This is a genomic window from Algoriphagus sp. CAU 1675, assembly GCF_029222925.1.
GTDB lineage: Bacteria > Bacteroidota > Bacteroidia > Cytophagales > Cyclobacteriaceae > Algoriphagus.
Genome location: NZ_JARHUI010000001.1, coordinates 355,644 through 381,089, shown reverse-complemented (window position 1 = coordinate 381,089; position 25,446 = coordinate 355,644). Strand labels below are relative to the sequence as shown.

Annotated in this window: 18 protein-coding genes; 11 read left to right on the top strand and 7 right to left on the bottom strand. The window is 42.2% G+C overall.

The window, feature by feature from the left end:
- Nucleotides 1–45: 45 nt before the first annotated feature.
- From P2G54_RS01675 to P2G54_RS01660, 4 genes are all read left to right on the top strand, one after another.
- Nucleotides 46–648, top strand: a complete 603-nt coding sequence (locus tag P2G54_RS01675) for a superoxide dismutase (RefSeq protein WP_275867565.1) — start codon at nucleotides 46–48, stop codon at nucleotides 646–648.
- Between the two features lie 204 nt (nucleotides 649–852).
- Nucleotides 853–3,285, top strand: coding sequence for a TonB-dependent receptor (locus P2G54_RS01670; RefSeq protein WP_275867562.1), 2,433 nt, complete (start codon nucleotides 853–855; stop codon nucleotides 3,283–3,285).
- A 122-nt stretch (nucleotides 3,286–3,407) separates the two neighbouring features.
- Nucleotides 3,408–4,058, top strand: a complete 651-nt coding sequence (locus P2G54_RS01665; RefSeq protein WP_275867560.1) for a TatD family hydrolase — start codon at nucleotides 3,408–3,410, stop codon at nucleotides 4,056–4,058.
- Nucleotides 4,051–4,776 (top strand): tRNA threonylcarbamoyladenosine dehydratase, encoded by a 726-nt coding sequence (locus P2G54_RS01660; protein ID WP_275867558.1) that lies wholly within the window; start codon nucleotides 4,051–4,053, stop codon nucleotides 4,774–4,776. Before P2G54_RS01665 ends, P2G54_RS01660 begins: the two co-directional genes overlap by 8 nt.
- On the opposite strand, the gene P2G54_RS01655 is transcribed toward P2G54_RS01660, so the two are convergent.
- A complete protein-coding gene (locus tag P2G54_RS01655) occupies nucleotides 4,777–5,241 on the bottom strand; it encodes a MaoC family dehydratase (RefSeq protein WP_275867556.1) in 465 nt (154 codons plus the stop codon). It abuts the gene before it with no gap.
- A 185-nt stretch (nucleotides 5,242–5,426) separates the two neighbouring features.
- On the opposite strand from P2G54_RS01655, the gene P2G54_RS01650 reads away from it, so the two are divergent.
- From P2G54_RS01650 to mtgA, 5 genes are read left to right on the top strand one after another with little or no spacing between them, the layout of a single operon-like run.
- Nucleotides 5,427–7,268 (top strand): DUF3857 domain-containing protein, encoded by a 1,842-nt coding sequence (locus P2G54_RS01650; RefSeq protein ID WP_275867554.1) that lies wholly within the window; start codon nucleotides 5,427–5,429, stop codon nucleotides 7,266–7,268.
- Entirely contained in the window at nucleotides 7,261–9,192 is a 1,932-nt protein-coding gene (locus tag P2G54_RS01645; RefSeq protein WP_275867552.1) for a DUF3857 domain-containing protein, read from the top strand. The genes P2G54_RS01650 and P2G54_RS01645 overlap by 8 nt, the downstream gene beginning before the upstream one ends.
- 1 nt (nucleotide 9,193) lies before the next feature.
- Nucleotides 9,194–11,125 carry a DUF3857 domain-containing protein gene (locus tag P2G54_RS01640; RefSeq protein WP_275867550.1) on the top strand — a complete coding sequence of 644 codons (1,932 nt, stop codon included), beginning with the start codon at nucleotides 9,194–9,196 and terminating at the stop codon, nucleotides 11,123–11,125.
- Nucleotides 11,126–11,173: 48 nt separating this feature from the next.
- Nucleotides 11,174–11,971, top strand: coding sequence for a class I SAM-dependent methyltransferase (locus P2G54_RS01635; RefSeq protein WP_275867548.1), 798 nt, complete (start codon nucleotides 11,174–11,176; stop codon nucleotides 11,969–11,971).
- 7 nt (nucleotides 11,972–11,978) lie between these two features.
- Nucleotides 11,979–12,677, top strand: a complete 699-nt coding sequence (gene mtgA / locus P2G54_RS01630) for a monofunctional biosynthetic peptidoglycan transglycosylase (protein WP_275867546.1) — start codon at nucleotides 11,979–11,981, stop codon at nucleotides 12,675–12,677.
- Nucleotides 12,678–13,120: 443 nt separating this feature from the next.
- Here mtgA and P2G54_RS01625 read toward each other — a convergent pair whose 3' ends face one another.
- Together P2G54_RS01625 and P2G54_RS01620 are read right to left on the bottom strand one after the other, a co-directional pair.
- The gene (locus tag P2G54_RS01625) at nucleotides 13,121–14,848 is read right to left on the bottom strand and encodes a chloride channel protein (protein ID WP_275867544.1); all 1,728 of its coding nucleotides are present in this window, start codon (nucleotides 14,846–14,848) and stop codon (nucleotides 13,121–13,123) included.
- Nucleotides 14,849–14,961: 113 nt separating this feature from the next.
- Nucleotides 14,962–15,888: a M28 family peptidase gene (locus P2G54_RS01620; RefSeq protein WP_275867542.1), complete on the bottom strand. Its 927-nt coding sequence runs from the start codon at nucleotides 15,886–15,888 to the stop codon at nucleotides 14,962–14,964.
- Nucleotides 15,889–15,957: 69 nt separating this feature from the next.
- Here P2G54_RS01620 and P2G54_RS01615 point away from each other — a divergent pair, with 69 nt between their 5' ends.
- Nucleotides 15,958–16,947, top strand: coding sequence for an NTPase (locus P2G54_RS01615; RefSeq protein ID WP_275867540.1), 990 nt, complete (start codon nucleotides 15,958–15,960; stop codon nucleotides 16,945–16,947).
- Nucleotides 16,948–17,154: 207 nt separating this feature from the next.
- Here the strand turns inward: P2G54_RS01615 and yjjX are convergent, their stop codons facing one another.
- Together yjjX and P2G54_RS01605 are read right to left on the bottom strand one after the other, a co-directional pair.
- The gene (gene yjjX, locus P2G54_RS01610) at nucleotides 17,155–17,721 is read right to left on the bottom strand and encodes an inosine/xanthosine triphosphatase (protein WP_275867539.1); all 567 of its coding nucleotides are present in this window, start codon (nucleotides 17,719–17,721) and stop codon (nucleotides 17,155–17,157) included.
- Nucleotides 17,722–17,744: 23 nt separating this feature from the next.
- Nucleotides 17,745–18,452: a YebC/PmpR family DNA-binding transcriptional regulator gene (locus P2G54_RS01605; RefSeq protein WP_275867537.1), complete on the bottom strand. Its 708-nt coding sequence runs from the start codon at nucleotides 18,450–18,452 to the stop codon at nucleotides 17,745–17,747.
- A gap of 480 nt (nucleotides 18,453–18,932) precedes the next feature.
- Here P2G54_RS01605 and P2G54_RS01600 point away from each other — a divergent pair, with 480 nt between their 5' ends.
- Nucleotides 18,933–19,340, top strand: a complete 408-nt coding sequence (locus tag P2G54_RS01600; protein WP_275867534.1) for a DUF4890 domain-containing protein — start codon at nucleotides 18,933–18,935, stop codon at nucleotides 19,338–19,340.
- A gap of 101 nt (nucleotides 19,341–19,441) precedes the next feature.
- Here the strand turns inward: P2G54_RS01600 and P2G54_RS01595 are convergent, their stop codons facing one another.
- Nucleotides 19,442–20,920, bottom strand: a complete 1,479-nt coding sequence (locus P2G54_RS01595) for a glutamate synthase subunit beta (RefSeq protein WP_275867532.1) — start codon at nucleotides 20,918–20,920, stop codon at nucleotides 19,442–19,444.
- A gap of 1 nt (nucleotide 20,921) precedes the next feature.
- Complete coding sequence (gene gltB / locus P2G54_RS01590; protein ID WP_275867530.1) at nucleotides 20,922–25,412, bottom strand: glutamate synthase large subunit; 4,491 nt, start codon at nucleotides 25,410–25,412, stop codon at nucleotides 20,922–20,924.
- Nucleotides 25,413–25,446 lie beyond the last annotated feature (34 nt).

Here is a 25,446-nt window from a genome sequence, read left to right as displayed (position 1 = left end):
CTTTCTAGTATTTTAAATCAATGTTAAACTATAAATTTTAAACAAATGGCTTTTGAACTACCTGCTTTGCCTTATGCTTTTGGTGCCTTGGAACCGCATATTGATGCGAGGACCATGGAGATTCACCACGGAAAGCACCACAATGCCTATGTTACCAACCTGAACAATGCCGTTGCAGGAACTGACTTGGAAAATATGTCCCTTGAAGAATTGATGAAAGTAGCAGGTGCGCATACTGCTGTTCGAAACAATGGGGGCGGGCACTTCAACCATACTCTATTTTGGACCATACTTAGCCCAACTGGAGGAGGTAAGCCAAGCGGAGAATTGGCAGATGCCATCAATGCTAAATTTGGCACCTTTGAAGAATTTCAAGATACTTTCAACAAAGCTGCTGCAACCCGATTTGGGTCAGGATGGGCTTGGTTGGTCGTGACCGAAAATGGTCTGGCAGTATCCTCTACTCCAAATCAGGACAATCCGCTGATGGATGTAGCCGAAATCAAAGGTACTCCTATCTTGGGTATTGACGTGTGGGAACATGCCTATTACCTAAACTACCAAAACAGAAGACCGGATTACATCTCTGCCTTCTGGAATGTGATTAATTGGGACGAGGTAAGCAAGCGATACGCTGCAGCCAAGTAATCCATTTTATCTCAAAAAAATTTTAATCCCCATGCAACCCGCATGGGGATTTTTTTGTCCGATTGAGGCAAGAATAGTGTCCGATTTTGCAACGCTCAAGTATTGGCAAAATCCTAAAAAGGCCATTTTTAGTGAATTTAAGCCATTTTGCTCCATTGGCATTTCATTTTCATAGAAGAACTCAAACACACAGTATCTATAAAAATGAAAACGACCAACTTTCTTTTTTTAACACTTTTCCTTTATCTGTTTGGGATAAGTAGCCTTGCTGCAAAAGAAATCAGCAAAATTTCCGGAAAAGTTCAGGACCAAAACGGTCAGGCAGTTCCTTTTGCCAACATCGCTCTGATTGCAGTTGATGGCGGAGGGTTAATTGACGGAGCCGTATCTGATGAAGACGGAGGATTTTTGATTGAGTCAGTCAAATCTTCCAAAGTAACACTAGTGGTGTCATCCATTGGGTTTAAAACATTCACGACTGAGTCATTCGACCTTAGTCCTGGAATGGCAAAGGATATGGGAACCATCACCATCGAGGACGAAATGACCGGACTCGATGAGGTGACCGTTAAATCCTCCCGACCTGAAATCATCATCGAGCCGGACAAAACAGTAGTCAATGTTGAAGGCACAGTAATGGCAGAAGGCTCAAATACGCTGGACGTCATTGGTAGATCTCCTGGGGTCTATGTTGACCAAGACGGCAATATCAACCTAAATGGGAGAAGCGGGGTGACTGTCATGATCAATGATCGCCAAACCTATATGAGCGCCACTGATTTGGCTAATTTCCTACGATCCATGCCTGCAGAAAACATCAAAAGTATTGAAGTGATCAACAACCCCTCCGCAAGATTCGATGCGGAAGGTTCGGCTGGTGTCATCAATATCATCTTGAAGAAAAACACCGTAGACGGAGTATTTGGTAATGTTCAGTTGGGAGGCCAGTACAACGGACTTTTCGCTCCAATTGGAGGAGTTAGTCTGAATGTAAAAAAAGGGAAATGGACAACCAATGCCAACCTTAATTACAATGAGTTCGCGTTTTACAACGACTTGGACATTTATAGAAACTTCACAACAGAAGAGGCTCTTTCTAATTTCAATCAAACCTCCAGAATCAAGCAGCGCTATAAAACACCCAATTTCACGGGGTCAGCCAATTATGAGGTGAACAAAAATCACAATATTGGTCTCAATGTGCAGGCATCCAGATCAGATGATGTCAATAATAGTTCCTCGTACACGGAAATCACTTCCGGTGGGACTACAGAAGGCAGCTACATTGAGTCTGCCAATGCAGCAAGTGGAACTAGGGATCGTTTCTTTGGAAACCTACACTACGACGGCAAATTGGATACATTGGGAACTAAGATCAGTTCGGACATTGACTATACCATCATGGATGCCGGAAGTCAGTCTGTCCTTACCAATGATTACTGGACAGGAAGCAATCCTGAAAACGGAACCCAGGACAGAATCCGTACCCTCAATGACATGTACTACACCATTTTGACTGCCAAAGTGGACTTTGTCAAGCCGTTGAAAGGTGGAAAAACAATTGAAACCGGTCTAAAAGGAAGCTGGGTTGAATCTGATAATAATCTAGACTTGAGCCGCGCCATTGGTGAGGGTGCCTATACTGCTGATCCGAATTCTAACAGATTCATCTACAACGAAAATGTTTTGGCAGCCTATACCACATTGAAAGGCTCCATCAAGAAAAACATCAGCTATCAGTTGGGTCTTCGCGGGGAATACTCGGATATCACAGGCAATTCCGTCACCTTGGGAGAAAAAAACACACAGGAATATTTCAACCTATTTCCGAGCTTGTTTGTACAGCACAAGGTCAGTGACAATTACCAGATCGTTTACAATGTGAATCGAAGAATCAATCGTCCAAACTACCGATTGCTCAACCCATTCATTTACTACATTGACCCATTAACTTCTGAAACTGGAAACCCAGGTCTGACTCCTCAGTATTCCAACAATTTCGAAATGAACCATGTAATCAAAGGGGCTTATCAGTTCTCATTGGGTTATAGCGAAACTGAGGATGCTTTTATGCAGATCTTTGTCCAGGATGAGGAGGCTAAAACCACTACGACTTTCACTGATAACGTCGATAAAACCCGTAATGTGAATTTCAGAGGAATTGTCCCAGTAGATATCACCAAGTGGTGGAATGCATCCAATATGGTACAGGTGAACTACAATCAGTTCAAATCCATGATTGGGGATGACTACCTTGACAATAAGCAAGTATCCTATATGTTCCGCTCCCAGCATAATATCAGCCTTCCAAAAGGTTTTAAAATAGAGTTGGTTGGAATGTACCTAGGCCCACAGATTTGGGGACAGGGCAAAATCGAAAAACTGGCTTGGGTTGATGGTGGGGTGACCAAAAGTATCATGAAAGACAAACTCAGCATTTCCGTAAATGGTACCGACATACTCCGAAGCCAGATTGTAAAAGCAGACATTGATTTCGCCAATATTGACACCAACTTCCGTCAATACAGAAGCAACCAAGGTGTTCGATTTACGCTTCGCTACCGATTTGCCAAAGGTGAAAGCTTCCGCGTAAAGAGTAGTTCAGGTAGCTCCGAGGAAAGAAACCGTTTGGATTAATTGGACGAGCTTAAAGCTTTAAAATTAAAACCCAGTGAAGGAATCGGGGACTAAACATTCCCGATACCCTTTCTTAAGAAGAAAAAAGCCGGCCTAGTCCCGGCTTTTTTTCATATTTAAGTATGGAATTATTTGACGTTCATACGCATCAGGGAAACCTCACAAATACCATATACAACCTGAAACCAAATCTCATTCCTCCAGATTCAGGCAATTATTCTGCAGGTTTGCACCCTTGGTTTTTGGATGCTAACTGGAAAAACAAGCTGGAGGAAATCATTAAACTAGCTGACGATCAAAGGTTTTTGGCTATAGGTGAAGCAGGCTTTGACAGACTCCGTGGGCCTGAAATTGTCCTCCAAAAAGAAGCTTTTGCCGCCCAAGCTGAGCTTTCCTACAGGTTGGGAATTCCCCTGATTTTACACTGTGTCAAAGGACATGATTTGCTCTTAGAATTTCTTAAAAGCTCCTCTAAAATCCCGAATATCATCTGGCATGGCTTCAATCAAAAAATCCATTTGGCAGAACAGCTCCTGGAATTTCCAGTTTACTTCTCTTTTGGAAAGGCCTTGTTACAGCCCGAATCCAATGCCTCCCAATGGCTGAAAGCCTGCCCCTTGCACCGGATTTTTTTTGAAACCGATGATTCTTCACTGAATATCCATTCGATTTTTAATGCCGCCTCATTAATTTTGGGGCTTTCTGTGAACCAGCTTCAGCATCAGGTGGTTTACAACTGGAATAAAATTTCAAACCGTAAAATTCATGAGTGACTTTGCCTGGTTGAGCCGGACAGAATTGATTACCGGAAGATCCGGATTGGAAAAATTGGCTCAAAAGCATGTCTTGGTTGTAGGCCTGGGGGGAGTAGGGTCATTTGCCGCGGAATTTATCGCCCGATCCGGTGTTGGTCAAATGACCATTATTGACGGAGACATTGTGGATATTTCTAACGTCAACAGACAGCTACCTGCCACCCAAAAAAACGTGGGACAGCACAAAGCCGATTGGATGGAAGAGCGCTTGATTTCCATCAATCCCAAATTAAAGGTGCGGGCTATTCGGGAGTTTCTAAATCCAGAGAAAATGACCCAATTGCTGGAGGAAAATGAGTTCGACTACGTGGTTGACTGCATCGACAGCTTCACTCCAAAACTCCATCTGATCGAAGGGGCCTACAAAAAAGGTTTTCCGCTGGTAAGTTCAATGGGCGCTGGAGGAAAAGTAGACCCAACCCAAATCAGGGTAGTGGACATTGCCGAGACCTACGAATGCAAACTGGCGAGATTTGTCAGAAAACGCCTCAAAAAGCGAAATATTCACAGTGGATTCAAGGCGGTTTTTTCCACAGAGCGCGTAATCAAAGAAAGTCTGATGATGACCGATGGAAGCAATTTCAAGAAGTCAGCTTATGGAACCATGTCCTTTTTGCCAGCAGCCTTTGGGTGCTCTTGTGCTGCGACAGTAGTAAATGACCTATTGGCTTCCTAATCAGTTGAAATGATATAAAAATACCAGAACGCCGGTGAATGCCGGCTTTTTTTGATCCTTGATTTCCAACTTAACCTCCACTTCAGCCTTTACAGTACCACGGAGGTTGGCCACATTTTTCAACTTTGCCACCAGCCTTACTTCGCTGTCCACCAAAACCGGATTGGCAAATCTCAACGATTCAATTCCATAATTGATCATCATTTTCAGGTTTTTAACCTGAACAATCTGATCCCACAAATGGGGAACAATACTCAGCGTCAAGTATCCATGGGCAATGGTATTGCCAAATGCACCCTCCACTTTTGCCCTTTCGGGATCGGTATGAATCCATTGATGGTCATGAGTGGCATCTGCAAAAAGATTGATTTGTTGCTGTGTAATTCTAAAATAGCTCGAAGCACCAAGCTCCTGACCATTGAATTTTTCAAACTCCTCAAAGCTGCCTATTGTGATTGGGTTCATGGAAATTCAGATTGATTTGAAAAGCCAAATAGGCAAGTTTATTTGTGAAATCCAATATTTTGAACCCTTCTGAAGGGACATCAAACTGATTTCCAAACACATTATCTTTACCAGAAATTTTTCAGGATAATTTTTGGAATTTGTTTAACTAATTTCATACTTTTCGTTGAACTCATTCTTTATTTATGTTCCTTTCTAGTTTAGCACTTCTTTTTTCGACCATTCTCCTTTCAGCAAAAGATTCTTTACCCGTACATTCTAAACTTTCCGAAAAGCAGCAGATCATAATTGATGACTCCTATGAATATACACATAGACAAGAGTTGGAGTTGACCATTCTGACCGCGGATGGACTGGCTCATGCCTATACCTCCCTGTCCTATGACAAATTGACTCAAATCACGGATTTTCAGCTTGAGGCAATTGATCTTCTTACCGGAAAAACCATTGAAAAGGCAAAAATCCGGGATATGGTGGATGCCGCACTCTACTCCAACACTTCGGTATATGATGACAACAGGAGAAAATATTATGGAATCCGCACCGGAAAATTTCCCCTCAAAGTCAAGATAGTAACGGAAACTAAGTCAAAAACCAATTTTTTCCTGCCCACCTGGCTTCCTACTAGGCGCTTTTTTCAGAAAGTTGATGAATCAACCTTAGAGGTAATTTATCCGGAGAAACTAGGTATCCGGTATAAGGAATTAAACCTTTCAACTAATCGGCAGGAAGAAACCTTGGAAGAGGGGTTAATAAAATTGACTTGGACAGAGAAATCCTTGCCCACTCTGGGCCCAGACTACAAAAAAGAAGATTTAAAATATTTACTCCTGGCTCCAATCCACTTTGCTCTGGAGGATTATATAGGGAAAATGGATGATTGGTCCGGACTTGCCTCTTGGCAATATGAATTGAATAAAGATCGAGACCAATTGCCGGAAGCCTTTCGATTACAGACATTGAAGCTCATTGAAGGCAAGGAGGATGTTTACGAAAAAATTTCCATCCTCTATGATTACCTACAAAAGAATTTCCGCTATGTCAGTATTCAACTGGGGATCGGCGGTTGGCAAACCATGACCGCAGAAGATGCAGTCAAATATGCCTATGGAGACTGCAAGGCCCTAACCAACCTGATGAAAGCCATGTTGAATGTCGCGGGGATTCCATCGAATTATACCCTGGTAAGGGCTGGTGCGGATGAGGAGGATATAGAAACCGATCTCCCTTCCAACCAATTCAACCATGTCATCCTGCAAGTTCCTACTGAGTCTAGTCCCATTTGGCTTGAGTGTACTTCCAACATAAATCCTGCTGGTTTTTTGGGGGATTTTACCAAAAACAGGCATGTATTGGTCACCACTTCAGAAGGGGGATATCTTACCAAAACCCCCAACTATCAAGATGAAATCTGGAACCAAATAGAATCCAAGAACATACTCGAAATAGATGGTCTCGGGAATGCTACAATTCAGAAAGAAACAGTATATACCGGGAATTATGCAGAAAGTATCCTAGGAATGGATCAGGTATTGGACCTTAGAGCCAAAAAAGATTTTTTCAACAAGCACTCTCCGATTCCGGGGCTGATCATTGAAAATTTCAATCTGGACATCAGTAAACAAGACTCTCTACCAATGGCCAAATTGGAATACGATGGCCAAATCCAGAGATATGTTCAGAAAACCGCCAAAAGATTTATTCTCAGGCCCTTCATGGGCGAAATCCAAGAGAAAAATCTGGCCAATGGAATTATCTTTCAAAAAGACCAATATGAAATAGTATTGCCTGAAAATTTGGTTCTTGAAACCCGATTCGAAAATCTGGAATTGGAGGATAAAGGAGTCTCTGTGAAATTTGACAGCAAGCTAGAGGGGAAAAATTTTACAGTTACCCGGGAAATAAGGCTAAAAATCCCTGAGGAATTAGAGGAACAGGAAAAGGCCGACTTATTCAAGCTGATCAATAACAAAGGAAACCACCCTGTCAATTTTACAAGACCTAACCTTACTGCCAACCATGAATAAAACCCTTCAGCTGATTGCGTTTTGTTTGCTTACAAACTTGAGCGCAAATGCACAGACCCTAAAAATGGGTCAATTCAATCAAAATGAAATTGATTACAAAGAAGTAAGCTACGAACCTGAAGCTGGGGCAGTGATTCTTGCTGAACTTGGAGACTCCAAGTTTTTCGGTGATATATTCGAAACCACTTATTTTGTTCGCCTAAAAATCCTTTCTGAGACAGGAAAGGGATATGGAGATATTAGCATTCGCTTTTATGTAGGAGATGACGCAACGGAAGAAATCAGCGGGATCAAGGCACAAACCACCAACTTTTCCAACGGAAAACCAGAAACCATTAAAGTGGAAAAGAACAACATCTTTCTGGTGGATTTGGACGGTGGGTACAAGGAATACCGAATCACTTTTCCCAATGTACAGGTAGGATCCATCTTAGAGTATTCCTATAAAAAAACAGACAAAAGCTTGGGCTTTTTAGATGGCTGGGCCTTTCAAAACCCCATTCCTACACTCTATTCAAAATATCAAATCAGAATGATTGCCGAATTGGAATATAAAATGATAGGTCAAGGGTACAACTTTTTCAATAAGGCTGAATCTGCTTCCTCAAACGGCACCTATTCCTGGGTTCTTCGCAATTTATATTCCCTCAAAGAGGAACCTTTTATGAAAAACTACAGGGACTACACCGAGCGAATAGAGTTCCAGCTTTCCAAATACAAGAAATATGATCCAATTGGCGGAGTTCAGACCGTTGATTTCCTAGACACCTGGGAAAAATTGGGAGACGGCATAATCAATGCTTATGAAGAAATGGGCTACTACCGCTCCAATCCAATTGAAAAGGAACTATTGGGAATAGACCTAGGTGGAACTACCCAGAAAGAAATTGCCAGCAAGGCCTATTATTATATTCGGGACAAATTCATCAACCAAGGTCCTGATTATATCCAGCCTGAACAGACATTGAGCCAATTGCTTAAAAGTAAATCAGGAACCTCGGTAGAATTGATTCTAGCCCTGATGGGAATCCTCAAATCATCCGGAGTCGAATGTGACCCTGTTTTAGTAGGTAGCAAAGGATACGGCAGGAGTGAATTGGTTGATTTTCCATTCCTTAACCAGTTTGACGAAATCTTGCTTCTTGCAAAACTTGATGGTCAACTTCAGTTCATTGACTTGAATGATCCCTTAGCACCTTTCGGATATGTAGACTTGGATAAGCATGTCAAAGCCGGATTATTGCTGCGAAAAGAACAAAGCATGCTCGTCCCGATTGATATTCAGCATAAATCAAATACTGTGTTTTTCTCCCAAATAGAACTGGATGAAAAAAACAATTTTTTGATGAAAAACTCCCTTCGCAATTATCAATACCGAGGCCTAGGAATGGCACGTACAATTGAGAACGGTAAATCCAAAGAAGGGTTTCTGGAGGAATTATTATCCACAGGTGACATCGCAAATATCCAAAACATACAAGTGCAAGATCAATTGGAGGAAAACAATTCCCTGACTATAAACTATGAAATGAGCTTTCCCGAATCGGGAAACTATGACATGCTGATGTTCAATCCATTGAAGTATTCCTACTTTGCCAAAAACCCATTTACGGCTGAATACCGAATTTTTCCGGTTGATTTTGGCTACGTATTTACCGAGACCTATAACGCCAGAATAGTAATCCCAGAAGGCTATGAAATCGACGATTATCCACTTCAGGAAGCAATTACTGTAAAAGGCGGCTATTTAAGTTTTTCCTTCAACCCTTCCATAATTGACGGAGCTTTGAATATCACGGCTAGACTGGATGTAAAAAACCCTATGATCCCTGTAAACCGATACCAAGATCTCAAGCTGTTCATGGAATCCGTAGCAGCCAAGCTTAATGCCCCTGTAGTTTTGAAAAAAACCGCAAAGCCTTAATATGCTCTTTCCCAGAATTTTAATCAGCCTATTACTGCTGGGCTTTCCCATGTATGTTCAGGCTCAGGTGGAGTTTGGTAAATACTCTGAAGAGGAATTGGCCTTGGAAGTAGTCCCATTTGAACCTGATGCCAAAGTGGTAACTCTTTGGGAGGAAGGCAACAGCTATTTCATGGTGACCGGACTCCATACGGACTTTCACCATAGATTGAAAATCTTGGATGACAATCTATTGGAATTTGGGGATATCGTGATCAATTTTTATAGAGGAAAAACTCTGGTAGAGGATATCGTAAAAATAAACGCACAAGTCTCCTATCTCGAAAATGGAGAGAGAAAAGTGGAAAAGCTTTCCAAAAACAACATCAAAGAAATTAATCTTGGAGGAGGAGAATTTGAGTACCGATTGATTTTTCCCCATGTGAAAAAAGGATCTATCCTGGAATACAGCTATAAAAAAATAGATCATCAATATGGAATACTGGAAGGCTGGGCCTTCCAAAAGGAAATCCCTGCACTTTATAGCAAGTATACTTTTAAGTCCCCCAGTTATTTTATTTACCAAATGATCATGCAGGGTGATCGCTTACCGGAGGTATCAGACATTCATGAAAAGAAAAGACTTTATTCCTGGACCTTAAAAGATGTCCCTTCCTTACCGAATGAACCCTTCGTTGGGAATTTATTGGATTACCAAGACCGGGTTGACGGATACCTTTTTACCAATGAATATATAAACCCGGAAAAAATAGAAGAGTCAGAAGCCTTTTATGCCTCTTGGAATCACGTCGCTAATTCCTGGATGAAATTTGACGATGTAAAACCCTATTACTTGGGCCCTTCACCAGAAGTCAGAAACTATCCCAAACTTGAGTTTGAGGAAAACACCCAACTGGCAAAGGCGAAGAAAATCTATGATTACGTCGCAAAAAATTACCGAGCATCCTACAGTTCCAGATATTTGGAACCTATTTACCCTTTAGATGAATTCTTGGAAGAAAAAAAAGGAAATAGCTTCGACAAAAACCTATTGATGCTAAACCTACTCAAAGAGCAAGGAATAGACTCAAAAATTGTAATGGTCAATGAGCGAAAGATTGGGAGGACGAAATTAATCGAGGTCCCTTTTATCAACCAGTTTCACAGCTCCATACTTTCTGCTACCATAGACGGTAAAGAAATTTACCTAGACGCCACTGATTCCATTACTCCCTTTGGTTTACTTCCTGTTTCCAAACTCGTCAAACGTGCATTTTTTATTGAAAAAGATAATGGAAGACTTGAAGACCTAAACCATAAGCACCGCTCAGGATCGATATTTTTTACATCTCTGGAGAAAGATTCCTTGAATAAGCCCTTTTTCAAACATCAAGTAAGGCTAACTGATTATAATGCACTTCAGGCAGCAACTTTATTGAGGGCATTGAAAGAAGTGGAAGAATACTTGGTAACGGAAAAAAATATTGAAAAGGAAAGTATTTCCAACGTTTCTGTCAATGATCAACTTAGCTCAAACCGGACTTTGACTATTTCATTCAATTCTGAGGTAAATACTGAAAATCCGGAACAATTGGTGCTGAATCCCTTCGAATTTTCCAGCTTCAGACAAAACCCTTTCACCCAGGAAAGCAGAATATTACCCATTGAATTTGACTTTCCCTTTTACGAAAACATGAATGTAAGCATCCCTTTTCCGGAAGGCTACCAATTGGATGATTATCCCGAAAGTCAATCCCTTACCATTCCTTCCAAAAAGGTTAGGTTTTCTTATCTGACTGATATTCGTGAAAATGAGATAAAGCTCAATTGCAAAATTGAATTCCTGGAAGATTATTACTCTGTAAAGGAATATCCCGACATGAAATATTTGATGGAAAATGTCGCTGCCCTATTGAGCACACCTCTGATATTTACTAAAACAAGTAATCCCTAGATACAAAGGCGCGTTTTTTATTGATAATTTGCCAAAAAATTATCGGAGATGGGAACATATATCCACGGATATCTACCGGATGAACAGCAACGCCTTCTTGCCCAAGCGGGAGTTCTTTCCCCTTTGATCTACCCAAAGATTGATTTCGCAGGATGCAAACACCTACTTGAAATTGGAAGCGGTGTAGGTGCTCAGACAGCCGTACTCCTTCAGCTGTACCCGGATATCGACATCACCTGCGTGGATTATTCTGAAAACCAACTGGAAACTGCCCGTAAAAATTTGGAGGCATTTTCAGATCGTCAGATTGATTTTATCCTTCAAGATGCACGAAATCTTAAACTAGAACGAAATTTTGATTCTGCATTTATCTGTTGGGCCTTAGAGCATATCGCTGAGCCCAAGAAGGTACTGGAATCCATGAAAAAGCATCTTGTCCCGGGCGCCAAGGTTTGGATTACAGAGGTATTTAACAGCAGTTTTTATGCCTATCCGGAGATGGCAGGGCTAACCAAATACTACAAAGCGTACAATGAATTTCAGATAAATCTCGGAGGAGATCCAGATATTGGAGCCAAACTTGGAAACCTCCTTCTGGAAGCAGGATTTAGCAAAATCCAATTGCATCCAGGCGGATTTCATGTGGACCAAAGAAATCCTGAACAACTTTTAAAGCTCACACAGTATTGGAAGACGCTAATGAAAAGTGCCACAGCGGAAATGAAAAATTCAGGAAGTATATTTGAGGAGGATGTCCTGGCCATGGAAAGGGATCTAGACGAACTCACCCTGCATCGGGATGCAGTTTTCTCTTACCAGTTTATTCAGGCATCCGCAACGATTTAACCATAATATGAAAGTAATCCATTGGATTTGGAGACTAATCAAGAAGTTTCTGCTTTGGTTTTTCCTAATTTCTGTAGGCTCGGTAATACTCTACCGCTTCCTTCCGGTCCCCTTTACTCCTTTGATGGGAATCCGGTTTTTCGAACAATTGCGTGATGAAAGCAAAGAAGTCAGATTAAAAAAAGACTGGGTCTCAATGGAGGAAATATCCAAATCGGCTCCATTGGCTGTTGTTGCAGCAGAAGATCAGAAATTTTTAGACCATCATGGATTTGATTTTGAGGCAATGGAAAAAGCCTGGGAGGGAAACAAAAAAGGCAAAAGAATCAAAGGAGCCAGTACCATTACCCAACAGACTGTCAAAAATGTCTTTCTTTGGCCAGAAAGAAGTTATTTGAGAAAAGGCCTAGAAGCCTATTTCACAGTTTTGGTTGAATTGATTTGGTCAAAAGAACGAATCCTGGAGGTATATCTCAATGTCATAGAAATGGGGGATGGAATCTACGGAATAGAGGCTGCTGCACAGGAATTCTATAAAAAACCGGCCAGCAAACTGAATCAAAGAGAGGCGGCAATGATAGCAGCAGTGCTCCCCAATCCAAAAAGATGGAATCCAACACGGCCTACTCCATACATCATTGGAAGACAGGCCTGGATACTGAAACAGATGAACAACTTGGGTAAAATTGAATTTGAGAAGGAATAAAAAAATTAAATTTTACCAAGATGAATTTTCATTTTTCCAGAAAGTCGGGAGTTGATTTTAAAATTGAAAGAAGCTTTCTATCTCAACAGCTTGAAATAGCTGCACAAATTTTGGATAACAAAATTTTATTCTCTTTTTAAACTGATTTTTATCATTAAATCAATGTTAAAAACGTAATCCTCAAGATTAAGTCAAAGTTAAAAATCCCTCTTATTTGCTCATTTTTCAAGCATCAAAAAAAGCAAGAAATTTTTATCCACATTTTCAATAATTTATCCACACTTTTCAACAAATCATCTATATCTATTTGATTATCTGATTCTTAAGTGTAATTCAAAAAGCTCAATTTTGTGGATAATCACAGCTAACTTGAATAAACTCTACCAAAAATCACCTCAAAAAAGTGGATAAATTCCAAATCCAAATTTTCTTTTAAGAATAGTTTAGTCTTGTCTTTGACGAATTAGCCTCTTTCGATAGGAATTAAAAATTCTGGACTTGGATACAAAGCCCAAATACTTCCCATTTTCTATTACCGGGAGATTCCAAGCTCCAGATTTCTCAAATTTTTCCATTGCCTTTTGCATATTTTCATCCGCAAATAGGATTTCAGGAGGACTGTGCATCAAATCCCGGATTAATACAGTATCCTGCTTTTCTGCATCAAACATGATGTCCCGAATATCATCCAGCGTGATGATTCCTCTCAGAGTTTTGGCTTCATCCACAACAGGAAAAATATTGCGCTTGGAGATTTTCACCAGGTCAATCAGGTCCTTCAATTTTGAATCGGGATGAATGGGTAAAAGATCCCGTTCGATTACATGGGAAATATTGATCATCTCCAGCAATTCCTGATCCTTGGATTCCGGAAGCTGATTCCCCTTTTCCTTCAACTGAAGAATATAAAGACTGTCTTTTTGAAAGTAAGTAGTCGTGATATAAGAAATTGCGGACACAAACATCAAGGGCACAAAAAGTTCATATCCTCCCGTGATCTCTGCAATCAGGAATATCGCAGAAAGCGGGGAATGCTGAACACCAGCCATCACTCCACACATTGCAACCAAGGTAAAATGAGCCAAAGGCAGAGGAATATGAAAACCCATGAGGTTTTTTGCATAGGCAAATACAAAGCCGACAATCCCTCCAACATAAAGAGAGGGAGCGAAAATCCCTCCTGAGCCGCCACTCGCCAAGGTCAAGGCAGAACCAATTGGCTTGAGCAAAATGATCAGAGAAAGAAATATCAGAATCAAATAGGGGTTTTCTATCGCTGAAAAAAACGGACTCTTGTCAAGCAATTGGCCGGAATCACCTTCAATCAACAGGTTCAGCGTATCATATCCTTCCCCATATATGGGGGGAAAAAAGAAGAGCATGAATCCCAGAAATGCACCCCCATAAAGAATTTTCATGGCTTGATTTTCCAAGCCCTCCATGAGCTTTTCAGTCTTCATCACCGCTGAACTGAAATAGAGGGAGACTACACCACAAAATATCCCCAAAACCAAATAGTACGGCATATGGGCGGCAAGGAATTTATCCTGCAGATCAAAGTTGAAAACAGATTCCTCTCCGACCAAAATCATGGAGGTAAGGGAGCCTGTCACCGAAGCGATCAGCAAGGGAATGAAACTCGCGGTACTGATCTCCATTAAGATAACCTCGATCGCAAAAATAACAGCGCCGATTGGGGCTCCGAATATTGCTGAAATCGCTCCTGCTGCACCGCAACCTATCAACAAGGCTCTTTTTTTCGCATTCAAATGGACCAGCAAGCCAATATTGGAACCTATAGCAGAACCGGTCACCAACATAGGAGCCTCAAGTCCAACCGATCCACCAAAACCAACAGTCAAGGCAGAAGTGAAAACACGGCTGTAGGTTTTCACCCTGGGCATCAAGCTTTGCTTTTTGGAAATATTGAAAAGAACATCAGGGATCCCATGGCCTCCAATATCCTTGAAAATGTACTTCCCCAATAAATAGGCAGCTGAAATCCCAACTATGGGATAGACTATATACATGAAGTTGGCGTACTCCACATAAAAATCCTGGGTGAGAAAATTCTGAATTGCATGAACTCCATGCTTAAGGATCACTGCTGCAACCCCGGAAAGCACTCCAATTATTCCACTCAAAATCAGAATGAAACTCTGGTTGCTCATATGCCGGAGTCTCCAGATCAGAATCTTGGTAATCAGATCATTTTTTGCCAAATCAGCATCCTTTAGATATTCTTTACAAAGTAAAAAAGCTATACCTCAATGAAAAAGGATTTTTAGGGATTTATCAATTGCTCATCCAATTCCAACACACACTTTAGGATCAAATTCATGGCATCAACGAAAAATTCAGAGTCAATAGCATGGTATTCATCACTTGGCTGATGATAATCTTCATGATCTTCCACACCAAAATAGACAAATGGAATCCCCTTCTCCAAAAAGGCCCCATGGTCGGATGAATAGCTCCAATCATCCGCTCCTGTATCTGGGAGATCATGCCCAAATAATAAAGTAGGCTTTTGACCGGAAGAAGCATTCTCCAAGATAGATTTTAATTGCGGATGATGGTAGGTACCGGATGCATAGAGTTCTCCCTTATCACTTCGCGAAATCATATCCATATTGACATTAACTTCGATCTGCTCCAAGTCAAAAGGGAAATCGCGTAAAAGAGCTCTGGCACCCTGAAGTCCCATTTCCTCTGCGTCCAAGGCCGCAAAGATCATACTATGCCGGGGAGGATTTTCGCTGAAATACTTGGCAAGTTCCAACAAGGCCGCAGTTCCTGAGGCATTGTCATCCGCACCATTGTAGATTGAATCTCCTTCTGTATTTTTTGCTCTAATGCCCACATGATCGTAGTGTGCAGTTAATACAATAAGTTTTTTGGTCTCAGTTCCGGGAACAAAAGCCACCACATTAATGCCTGTATATTCTTTTTGCTCTCTCCTGTTTTGAAAAGTAAAAGCCTGCTGCATGTCCAGGTAATGCGTCTCCAGTCCTATCTTTTCAAACTCCTCCAAAATATAAGTCCTAGCCATGGCATTACCCTCAGTCCCGGTTTTCCTCCCTCCCAGCTCATCAGATGCTAGGTAATTCAAGTGTTTGATGAGATTTGAGGTTCTTATGGACTGGGCATGGCTGGAAAAGAAGTAAATAATCAACAAACCAATCAATAGAACTTTCTTTGAAGGATGCATCAGGTGTAAAATTTTTCGTTATTTATATTCGTAAAGTACTAAACTACGCGTCTTCACAGATTTCCTTCAATGAAATATATCTTTTTTCTCCTCCTAGTCTCAACCGGAATCTCTGCTCAAGCTCAAGGAACTATACCGGAGTCATTTTTCGATGGAAAATCGGTGGTAATGATTTCTACAGATCCCGGAGCTAGACCTGTTATGGACTGGAAGGTCCTAGCGGATAGTGTTCACCAATCTCTAGTCCAAGCCGGGGGGGACCCAATTGCTTATTTCGAACTGGAGCAAATCAGTCTTTCCGAGGAAGTGCAAGCTGATTTTGCAACATCCTTTGAGCAAAGGGGAGTCAAAAACATTGTTTTGGTAACCCGGCAGAAGAGTGCAACCTCCATTCACGTTGGTTCATTCAGTAGGGATGGCAAAATCCTTTCGACTACTGCCCTTTTTGGAGTCAGTGGAGGCACCTGGAAAGAAGCCTCAGAACAGTTTTCCAATTTGGGCGCCAATGTCCGAACCAAAAATCTATTAGTCATAGATGTGCCCGAATTTCCGACACAGACTACACAGGCAAATCCAACAGCAAGCCAAGCCTCGCAGAGATTTTTTGCCCGGAATCCCCTGAACCTTGAGGTCTTCAAACTAGGAATTCCTTTGGAAGGAACCTCTGCCCAAACTGGGGCACTGAGTTACTTCCGGTACAACATGTATGGAAAGTCACAGGAAACCATACTGGCAGAACAAGAGGCGCAAAAAAGCCAGATCCAGCGAATCCTTGAAACCGAATATCCCAATGAAGTGGCTTGGCTTACTGAGGCCAAAAGCAACCAAGAATTAATCAGAGACCGGGTGCAATTTTTATTAGTCAAAGTCGAAGGAAGGGAAAGTGATCTGAAAAGAAGTATGGGACTGGAAACTGACCCAGCAAATGAAACTCAGACCGTAGTGAAATATTACATCAAGCTATTGGTAAGAGATGAACTCTACATCGGGCCGGAATGGGATGCAGATTCCGATTGGAGGATAGCCTTGAGAAATTTTCTGAGGAACTTAAAAAAATAAACCTCCCTTTTCAGGGAGGTTTTGTTGCTGATAAACTTTAGGGGTGATTGTTGCAACTTTTACTTTATATCTAGTACAAACTTCAGATTGTTGTGTTCAAAACTAATAGTGTTTAAATGAAACAATAATTTAGTACTTATACAAAAAAATCGAAGATTTTTTCAATCAAACCAATCATCGTTAAAATTTTTATTTAAAAAGTTCTATTTAAAATAGATTTTTGTTTAAAAATGGGATCAATGCTAGGAGAACAGCCTGAGAATAATAAACTCTTCGATCTAACTTCCCATCAGTCAAAATTCCAACTGCACCGCCCTTTTGTTTTGAATTTTCCCTGTCAAAAAAATGATCGTCCGCCTCTCCGAGTTCCATACCTGAATTGATCAGTTTTCGAATTGCTTCAGGAAGGTAAAAGCTTCCGGTTTTTGCATATCCACTTTTGCCTTCTTTGTCAAGGATATAAACCCAGGCAAAAGCGCTCATTCCCAATGCATCCTCGGCAATCCCTCCTTCTACACCCACCCAATAAGATGCCTCAGGAAAAGCAATTTTAGCATTTAGCGCTCGGTTTTTGGCACCTTGCAAGGTTTCCTCATCTCCAATTGGCTGATCCGATACCATGGAAGCGGCAGATACTCCATTTGCAATAAAACTCTGTGAAAAAGCCAAGGTAAAGGCATCTTCCACACTACCTATTTTTACTGGATTTTTACTCCCAACAATAATCAACTCTGTTTGGGATGCTTTAAAATTCTCTCGTTTTGGAAATATCATAAAAAAAGAGCCTAAGCTGTTGCTTAGGCCATATTGGTGAAAATCTGGTTTACGTCATCGTCCTCTTCCATCCGCTCAATCATTTTGTTGATCACTTCTTCCTGCTCTTCCGTGAGCTCAGTCAAAGTGGTTGGGAAACGCTGGAAATCAGCAGAAATAATCTCGATTCCTTTTTCCTCCAAGGCTTTTTGCATGGTTCCGAAATCCTCAAATTCGGTATACACAAAGATTTCCCCTTCATTCTCGTCAATATCGGTAAGTCCAAAGTCAATCAGTTCGAGCTCAAGCTCTTCTAGATCATAATCCGCTTTGGCAAAACGAAAAACTGCCTTCCGGTCAAACATAAAACTAACCGAACCAGAAGTACCCAAAGAACCTCCTGCTTTGGTAAAATAAGATCTAACGTTTGCAACCGTACGGTTGATGTTATCAGTGGAAGTCTCTACGATTACAGCGATACCAAATGGACCATATCCTTCGTATACCACTTCTTCATAATCCTTCTCATCCTTGTTTGAAGCTCTTTTAATAGCCGCCTCAATCCTATCCTTGGGCATTTGGGCACCCTTGGCATTTTGGATGATGGTTCTCAGGCGAGGGTTGGAAGAGGGGTCCGGCCCGCCGGATTTCACTGCCATTACAATTTCCTTACCCAATCGGGTAAACACCTTGGACATTTTGTCCCAACGCTTGAACTTTCGCTCTTTTCTGAATTCAAATGCTCTTCCCATGGATTTGCTTGATTTGGGAGGTAAAAATAGCAAATCTTTTCATTTTGAGTGGTGGATATGGACTTCTTAAACCAGTACTTTTTCGGAAAATCTCCACCTTCTATTTGGTAATTTCCGTACAGTGGAAAAACACTTTTTTCATGGACAATCTTTCTCAGCTTCCATTATCCAAGCTCCCTCGCTCCGAATTTCCAAGAATCCTCATCTTTGGCGAAGGTTTTGCCGGTCTCCGATTGGCCCGTAGCCTAAACAAAAATTTCAGGTGATCTTGTTGGATAAAAACAAGCTGTTCATCTTTTTGGACTGGTCTTGGAATTACCTGAGTTTTGAGCTGAGCCTGTTAATCAATCCCAAATATGTCAAAGATTCTGAAAGGAAAGAGTTACTTGAAGAATAAGGATTTTTAAGCTTTGTTAACAGGTCCGCTTTAAACGCTTTCATTCCGACATGGTCTAAAAGGCGTAACAAAACCAATAAACTATGAAAAAATGGATGATTGCTGCTGCCTTGTTAGTCTTGGTCAATCTTGGCGCGTTTGCTCAACAAAATAGAGCGCAGGAAAAACCTGATCCCGAAACCAGGGCCAAACAAATGACAGATCGGATGGCCGAACAGCTACAGCTAACGGAGGAGCAAAAAGCAAAGATTTTGGATATCAATAGGGAGTTTGCCAAAAAGCAGGAAGCTGAAAGAGAGGCCCGAAAAGCAGAGATGGAAACTCGAAAAAAAGAAGGCGAAGACCATCAAAACAAGATCTCCTCAGTCCTAACTGAAGAGCAAAGGCAAAAGTGGCAGGAAATCAGGGACCACCGAATGGACAGAAGAAGACCAGGAGGGGAAGTTCATCGGCGAGGCGATTTTCCGATGAGAAAAAGAGGAGGCAATTAAACTCCTTCATAGAAAAAAGCGAAAGCCACCTTTAGGGTGGCTTTCTATTACCGCAGGCTTTCAACTAAACAGGGATTCTATTGGATTTGCCGATTTTTTACTCAATCAACACCCGCGATTTCTTCTTCTACTTTGTAGAATGATTCATCCTTTTTAGGAAGGGCAGAGGAACCCATTAGATATTCATCCACCTTCACCGCAGCCTCTCTTCCTTCAGAAATTGCCCATACAACCAAAGACTGTCCTCTTCTCATATCTCCCGCCAAGAAAACTTTTGGATTGGAGCTTTGATAATTTTTAGACTTTGGAAGCGTATTTTCCATCGTGTCCACACCAAATGCTTCCAACAAGCCATTTTGGGCAGGCCCTGTATAACCGATAGCAATAAAAGCCAAGTCACATGGAAGTACCCTTTCTGTACCCTCCACTTCCTTGAAGGTCATTCGGCCATCCTTCTCAAACCATTCAATATCTACCAGTTTCAGTCCCGTAACCTCACCGGCTTCATTTCCTGTAAATTCCTTTGTAAGGACTGAGAAAAACCGGTCTGCTCCTTCTTCGTGGGAACTGGAAGTTTTTAAAGTCATTGGCCACTCTGGCCATGGATTGAGGACGGTTCTTTGTTTCGGTGGCTTGGGCAAAAGCTCCAATTGGGTAATGGAAGCCGCCCCATGTCTATTGGAAGTACCAATACAGTCACTACCCGTATCTCCTCCCCCAATTACAATTATATTTTTGCCTTTGGCAGAGATTTGATTCTCTTCGATCTCACCTCCAATAACCTGGTTTTGCTGGCCCAAAAACTCCATGGCAAAATGCACGCCTTTAAGCTGATCCCCCTTGATATTCAGACCTCTTGGCTGTCCGGCTCCTGTGGCCAAAACCACCGCATCGAAGTTTCTAAGAATATTCTCGGCTTTGATGTTGAATCCCACTTCAGTTCCCGTGGAGAAAATTACCCCCTCTTGTTTCATGAAATCAACCCTGCGGTCGATGACCCACTTTTCAAGCTTGAAGTCGGGAATTCCATAACGCAACAAACCTCCGGGCTTAGCATCTTTTTCAAAGACGGTCACTTCATGACCTGCCTGATTAAGCTGATCAGCCGCTGCTAGTCCTGATGGCCCAGAGCCAATTATAGCCACATGCTTATTGGTTCTCTTTTGAGGAGGATTCGCCTTGATCAAGCCCAGTTCATAGGCTTTTTCGGCTATGTTTTTTTCGATCAATTCAATAGCAACAGGATCCTTATTGATTCCCAACACACAACTGGCCTCACAGGGAGCTGGGCAAATTCTCCCTGTAAATTCAGGGAAATTGTTGGTGCTTCTCAATATGTCTATCGCCTGACCCCATTCCTTTCGATAAACCGCATCGTTGAATTCAGGAATCACATTGCCCAATGGACATCCATTGTGGCAAAAAGGAACTCCACAATCCATGCAGCGTGCTGCCTGATGATTGAGTTTTTCGTCAGAAAACGGCTGATATATTTCTTTATAATCCCCAATCCGTTCCTTTGGATCACGGCTCAAAGGGGTCTCTCTTTTAAACTGAATAAATCCTTCTATCGCTCCCATCTTACACCATTGTTTTTGATTGTTCTAACGCTCTTTTCTGCAAAACGGCCTTGTAATCCCTAGGCATTACCTTGATGAATTTTTCCTTGGTTTTTTCCCAATCATCCAGGAATCTCTGAGCCAAAGCACTTTCGGTAAGCTTCACATGTCGCTTCAGGTAAAGCTTTATGGTATTGAAATCTTCTTCTTCAAGCAAATCAATATCCACTAGTTCAGGGTTTATTTCAGTGACATAATCCTTTAGGATATAGGCAACTCCACCGCTCATACCGGCAGCAAAGTTTCGCCCGATTTCTCCCAAATTGATCACCATGCCACCTGTCATGTACTCACAACCGTGATCACCGATTCCCTCAACTACGGTCTTGACCCCGGAATTTCTCACACAGAAACGTTCCCCACCTTTTCCGTTGATATAAGCCTCCCCGGAAGTGGCACCATAGAAAGCAACGTTACCAATAATGATATTCTCTTCAGGCACAAAGCGGGCATTTCTACTTGGGTAGATGATCAACTTACCACCGGAAAGACCTTTTCCGAAGTAGTCATTTGCTTCACCTTCCAATTCAAAACTGATTCCTTTAGTAAGGAAGCCCCCAAATGTCTGGCCTGCTGATCCTGTAAACTTAAACTGTACCGTATCCTCTGGAAGACCCACGCTACCGTAGATTTTTGAAACCTCGTTGGAAAGCATCGCTCCCACAGAGCGGTCAATGTTTTTGATCTGGAAATTACCAGTCACGGATATCGCCTGTTCCAAAGCAGGCAAGGCGGCATGGATCAACTTGCGGTCCAAGACATCTTCCAACTCAAATTCCTGGTTGATCTGCTTGTGAATCCCAACATGGTCAGGAACTTCAACTTTATGGAAAATTGGGGAAAGATCGACTTTATCCCATTTCCAGTGATTCAAATGACCAGTGGATTGAAGGACATGGCTTTGTCCTACCATCTCATCAATGGTTCTGAAACCTAGGGAAGCCATGATTTCTCTCAAGTCCTGAACCAAAAACTGGAAATAGTTTACAACATGATCCGGATTTCCGGTAAAGAGTTTTCTCAATTCAGGATTCTGGGTTGCAATTCCTACTGGACAGGTGTTCAGGTGACATTTTCTCATCATGATACAGCCTTCCACTACTAAGGCACCGGTGGAAATTCCCCACTCTTCTGCTCCCAACAAGGTGGCTATAGCCAAGTCACGGCCTGTTCTCAACTGTCCATCTGTCTGAAGGACTACTCTGCTTCTCAGGTTGTTTTTTACCAAGGTCTGATGGGCTTCAGAAAGACCAAGCTCCCATGGCAAACCAGCATGTCGAATAGAGCTCAAAGGAGAAGCTCCTGTACCTCCATCGGCTCCGGAAATCAATATCACATCGGACATTGCTTTGGCTACACCCGCCGCGACCGTTCCAACACCGGCTTGAGAAACCAGCTTCACATTGATTCTGGCTTTTCTGTTTGCATTCTTCAGGTCATAAATCAACTGAGCCAAATCCTCGATAGAATAAATATCGTGGTGTGGAGGAGGGGATATCAAACCTACTCCCGGAGTAGAATGTCTTACACGTCCGATCCAATCATCCACTTTATGTCCAGGAAGCTGGCCTCCTTCTCCGGGTTTTGCACCCTGAGCCATTTTGATTTGAAGTTCGTCCGCATTGGTAAGGTAATTACTGGTGACACCAAAACGTCCGGAAGCTACCTGCTTGATTGCTGATCTTTCCCAGTCTCCATTTTCCTTGCGGGCAAATCGGATCTCATCTTCTCCCCCTTCTCCGGAATTACTCTTTGCCCCGATTCGGTTCATCGCAATTGCCAGAGTGGTGTGGGCCTCATGCGAAATGGAACCAAATGACATGGCGCCGGTTGCAAATCTCTTGATGATCTTTTCAGCTGGCTCAACTTCATCTATAGGAACGCTGATCCGCTTTTTGAACTCAAATAAGCCTCTCAAAGTCAATGCATCCTTGGTCTGTTCGTTGATTTTGGCTGCAAACTTCTTGTATAGACCATAATCATTGAGACTAGTTGACTTTTGAAGAAGATGGATGGTCTCGGGATTGAACATGTGTTTCTCTCCTCTTCGCTTCCATTGATAAACTCCCCCAGTCTCCAAGGTTGCAGAGTTGGTTTCATATGCCGCTCTATGGCGAATCAATACCTCTTCTGCAAGTTCATCGAAAGACACCCCACTAATTCTTGAAATGGTTCCTTTGAAGCATCGGTCAATTACTTCAGGGCCTAGACCCAAGGCTTCAAAAATCTGTGCTCCCTGATAGGACTGAAGTGTGGAAATACCCATCTTGGAAAGAACCTTCAATAGCCCTTTACCAATAGCAGCCTGGTAGTTGGCAAACAGGGCTTTCTGATCTTTCACTTTGGAAAGCATCCCCTTTTGGAACATATCCAAAAGAGATTCCAATGCCAAATACGGGTTTATTGCGGACACACCATACCCTATTGCTGTAGCAAAATGATGCGTCTCACGGATATCTCCTGATTCCAAAACCAAACCGGCTTTGGTACGGAGTTTTTTCTTTACCAAGTGGTGATGAACCGCTCCTATCGCCAGAAGTGAAGGAATCGGAGCCAATTCATTATTGCTGTTTCGATCGGATATGATCAAAATATTTTTCTTTTCGGCAATAGCATCTTCGGCCTCCTGACAAAGCTTATCCAAAGCCTCCAGTAACCTTCCAGGCTTGTGATCCGCTACAAAATGGGCAAAGAGTTTCTTGCTTCGATAGCCTTGCCCTTCCATATTCTGAATCTTATCCAAGTCCTCATTGAGCAGTACTGGCTGGGAAATATGGATCTGTCTTGTATGCTGAGGACTTTCCTCCAAAATATTGTGACCTTCTCCAAGTCGGGTAAACAGGGACATTACCAATCTTTCCCGAATAGGATCGATAGGAGGGTTACTTACCTGTGCAAAGAGCTGCTTGAAATAATTGGAAATATGCTGGCTCTGCTTGGACAAAACAGCCAATGGAGTGTCAGCACCCATCGAACCAATCGCCTCATAGGCAGTGTCCCCCATAGGAGCCAATATTACTTTCAGCTCTTCTGAAGTATAGCCGAACACCGTCTGGGCATTCTTGATATTTTCAGTGGAATAGGGATGAGAAAGTTTTTCCGGATCCGGCTCCACTCTCAATTTGATCCTTTGATCATTCACCCACTGCTCATAAGGCTGCTTTTTGCATATTTCCCCTTTGACTTCCTCGTCAAAAAGAACCCTTCCTTTTTCAAGGTCAGCCCATAGCATTCTTCCGGGACTGATCCGCCCTTTCTCTACAATGGTGGCCTCTCGGATGGGCAATGCCCCGGCTTCGGAAGAAAGAACCAGCCTCTGGTCTTTGGTTATAAAGTATCTAAGCGGACGTAGTCCGTTTCTATCCAAGGTCGCACCCACAGATTTTCCATCCGTAAACAACAGAGCCGCTGGTCCGTCCCAAGGCTCCACAAGAGATGCGTGGAATTTGTAGAATGCTTTTCGTTCTCTATCCATCACCTCATTGTCCTGCCAAGCTTCCGGAACGAGCATCATCATAGCATGCGGCAAGGATCTTCCACTCAAAGTGAGCAACTCGACCATGGCATCCAGGTTAGCGGAATCGGAGTTCAGCTTGTTGGTAATAGGCAGCAACTTTCCCAATTCATCATCCGAGAAATATTTGGATTTCATCAAAGTTTCCTTTGACTTCATCTTGTTAAGGTTACCTCGGATGGTATTGATCTCTCCGTTGTGTGAAAGAAATCTAAAGGGCTGAGCCAATCTCCAGTTTGGAAAGGTATTCGTAGAAAATCTGGAATGGACAATTGCAAAGGCAGATTCAATTTTGCTGTTCTGCAGATCCTTGTAAAAGGACAAAACCTGATCGGTACGCAACTGCCCCTTATAAATAAGTGTAAGGCTGCTCAGAGAAGCAAAATAGAAGGAATGATTAACCCCTGGGATTTTGAAATTGATCTCTGAAGTGGCATAATTTCTCAGCACATACAACTTTCTCTCCAGCTCGATTCCGGTTAGGCCTTTCTTGTGCTTGACAAAAAGCTGCTCAATATTGGGCATTACTTCCAAAGCTCCGGATCCAGGAACCGTCTCATCCACTGGTACGGGGCGGTACCCAATCAATTCAAAATCCAGTTCCTCGATCAATTGGTTGAGGAGTTTCTTTGATTTTTTGTAGAGCTGTTTATTCTTAGGGAAAAAAGTCATCCCTACTCCATACTGCCCGGCATCTGGCAAGCAGATCTCTGTGCGGGCAGTTATGTCTTTTAAAAATTGATGCGGAACCTGAATGAGAATGCCGGCTCCATCTCCTGTCTTTGGATCTGAACCCCTTCCCCCACGGTGCTCCATATTGCTAAGCATATATAAGGCGTCGCTGATTGTCTCATGCGAAGGTGAAGCGCTAAGGTCCACCACTGCCCCAATGCCGCAGGAGTCATGCTCAAACTCTGAGCGATATAACCCTTCTTGCATATCTTTATAGTATTTAATAGGTTCGAAAATTTTG

Coding starts and splice junctions, on each gene's coding strand:
- P2G54_RS01635 (WP_275867548.1), top strand. CDS start 11,174: ATGGGAACATATATCCACGGATATCTACCGGATGAACAGCAACGCCTT.
- P2G54_RS01670 (WP_275867562.1), top strand. CDS start 853: ATGAAAACGACCAACTTTCTTTTTTTAACACTTTTCCTTTATCTGTTT.
- P2G54_RS01595 (WP_275867532.1), bottom strand. CDS start 20,920: ATGGGAGCGATAGAAGGATTTATTCAGTTTAAAAGAGAGACCCCTTTG.
- P2G54_RS01620 (WP_275867542.1), bottom strand. CDS start 15,888: ATGCATCCTTCAAAGAAAGTTCTATTGATTGGTTTGTTGATTATTTAC.
- P2G54_RS01640 (WP_275867550.1), top strand. CDS start 9,194: ATGCTCTTTCCCAGAATTTTAATCAGCCTATTACTGCTGGGCTTTCCC.
- gltB (WP_275867530.1), bottom strand. CDS start 25,412: ATGCAAGAAGGGTTATATCGCTCAGAGTTTGAGCATGACTCCTGCGGC.
- P2G54_RS01605 (WP_275867537.1), bottom strand. CDS start 18,452: ATGGGAAGAGCATTTGAATTCAGAAAAGAGCGAAAGTTCAAGCGTTGG.
- P2G54_RS01615 (WP_275867540.1), top strand. CDS start 15,958: ATGAAATATATCTTTTTTCTCCTCCTAGTCTCAACCGGAATCTCTGCT.
- P2G54_RS01660 (WP_275867558.1), top strand. CDS start 4,051: ATGAGTGACTTTGCCTGGTTGAGCCGGACAGAATTGATTACCGGAAGA.
- P2G54_RS01645 (WP_275867552.1), top strand. CDS start 7,261: ATGAATAAAACCCTTCAGCTGATTGCGTTTTGTTTGCTTACAAACTTG.
- P2G54_RS01650 (WP_275867554.1), top strand. CDS start 5,427: ATGTTCCTTTCTAGTTTAGCACTTCTTTTTTCGACCATTCTCCTTTCA.
- P2G54_RS01665 (WP_275867560.1), top strand. CDS start 3,408: ATGGAATTATTTGACGTTCATACGCATCAGGGAAACCTCACAAATACC.
- P2G54_RS01675 (WP_275867565.1), top strand. CDS start 46: ATGGCTTTTGAACTACCTGCTTTGCCTTATGCTTTTGGTGCCTTGGAA.
- P2G54_RS01600 (WP_275867534.1), top strand. CDS start 18,933: ATGAAAAAATGGATGATTGCTGCTGCCTTGTTAGTCTTGGTCAATCTT.
- P2G54_RS01625 (WP_275867544.1), bottom strand. CDS start 14,848: ATGAGCAACCAGAGTTTCATTCTGATTTTGAGTGGAATAATTGGAGTG.
- yjjX (WP_275867539.1), bottom strand. CDS start 17,721: ATGATATTTCCAAAACGAGAGAATTTTAAAGCATCCCAAACAGAGTTG.
- mtgA (WP_275867546.1), top strand. CDS start 11,979: ATGAAAGTAATCCATTGGATTTGGAGACTAATCAAGAAGTTTCTGCTT.
- P2G54_RS01655 (WP_275867556.1), bottom strand. CDS start 5,241: ATGAACCCAATCACAATAGGCAGCTTTGAGGAGTTTGAAAAATTCAAT.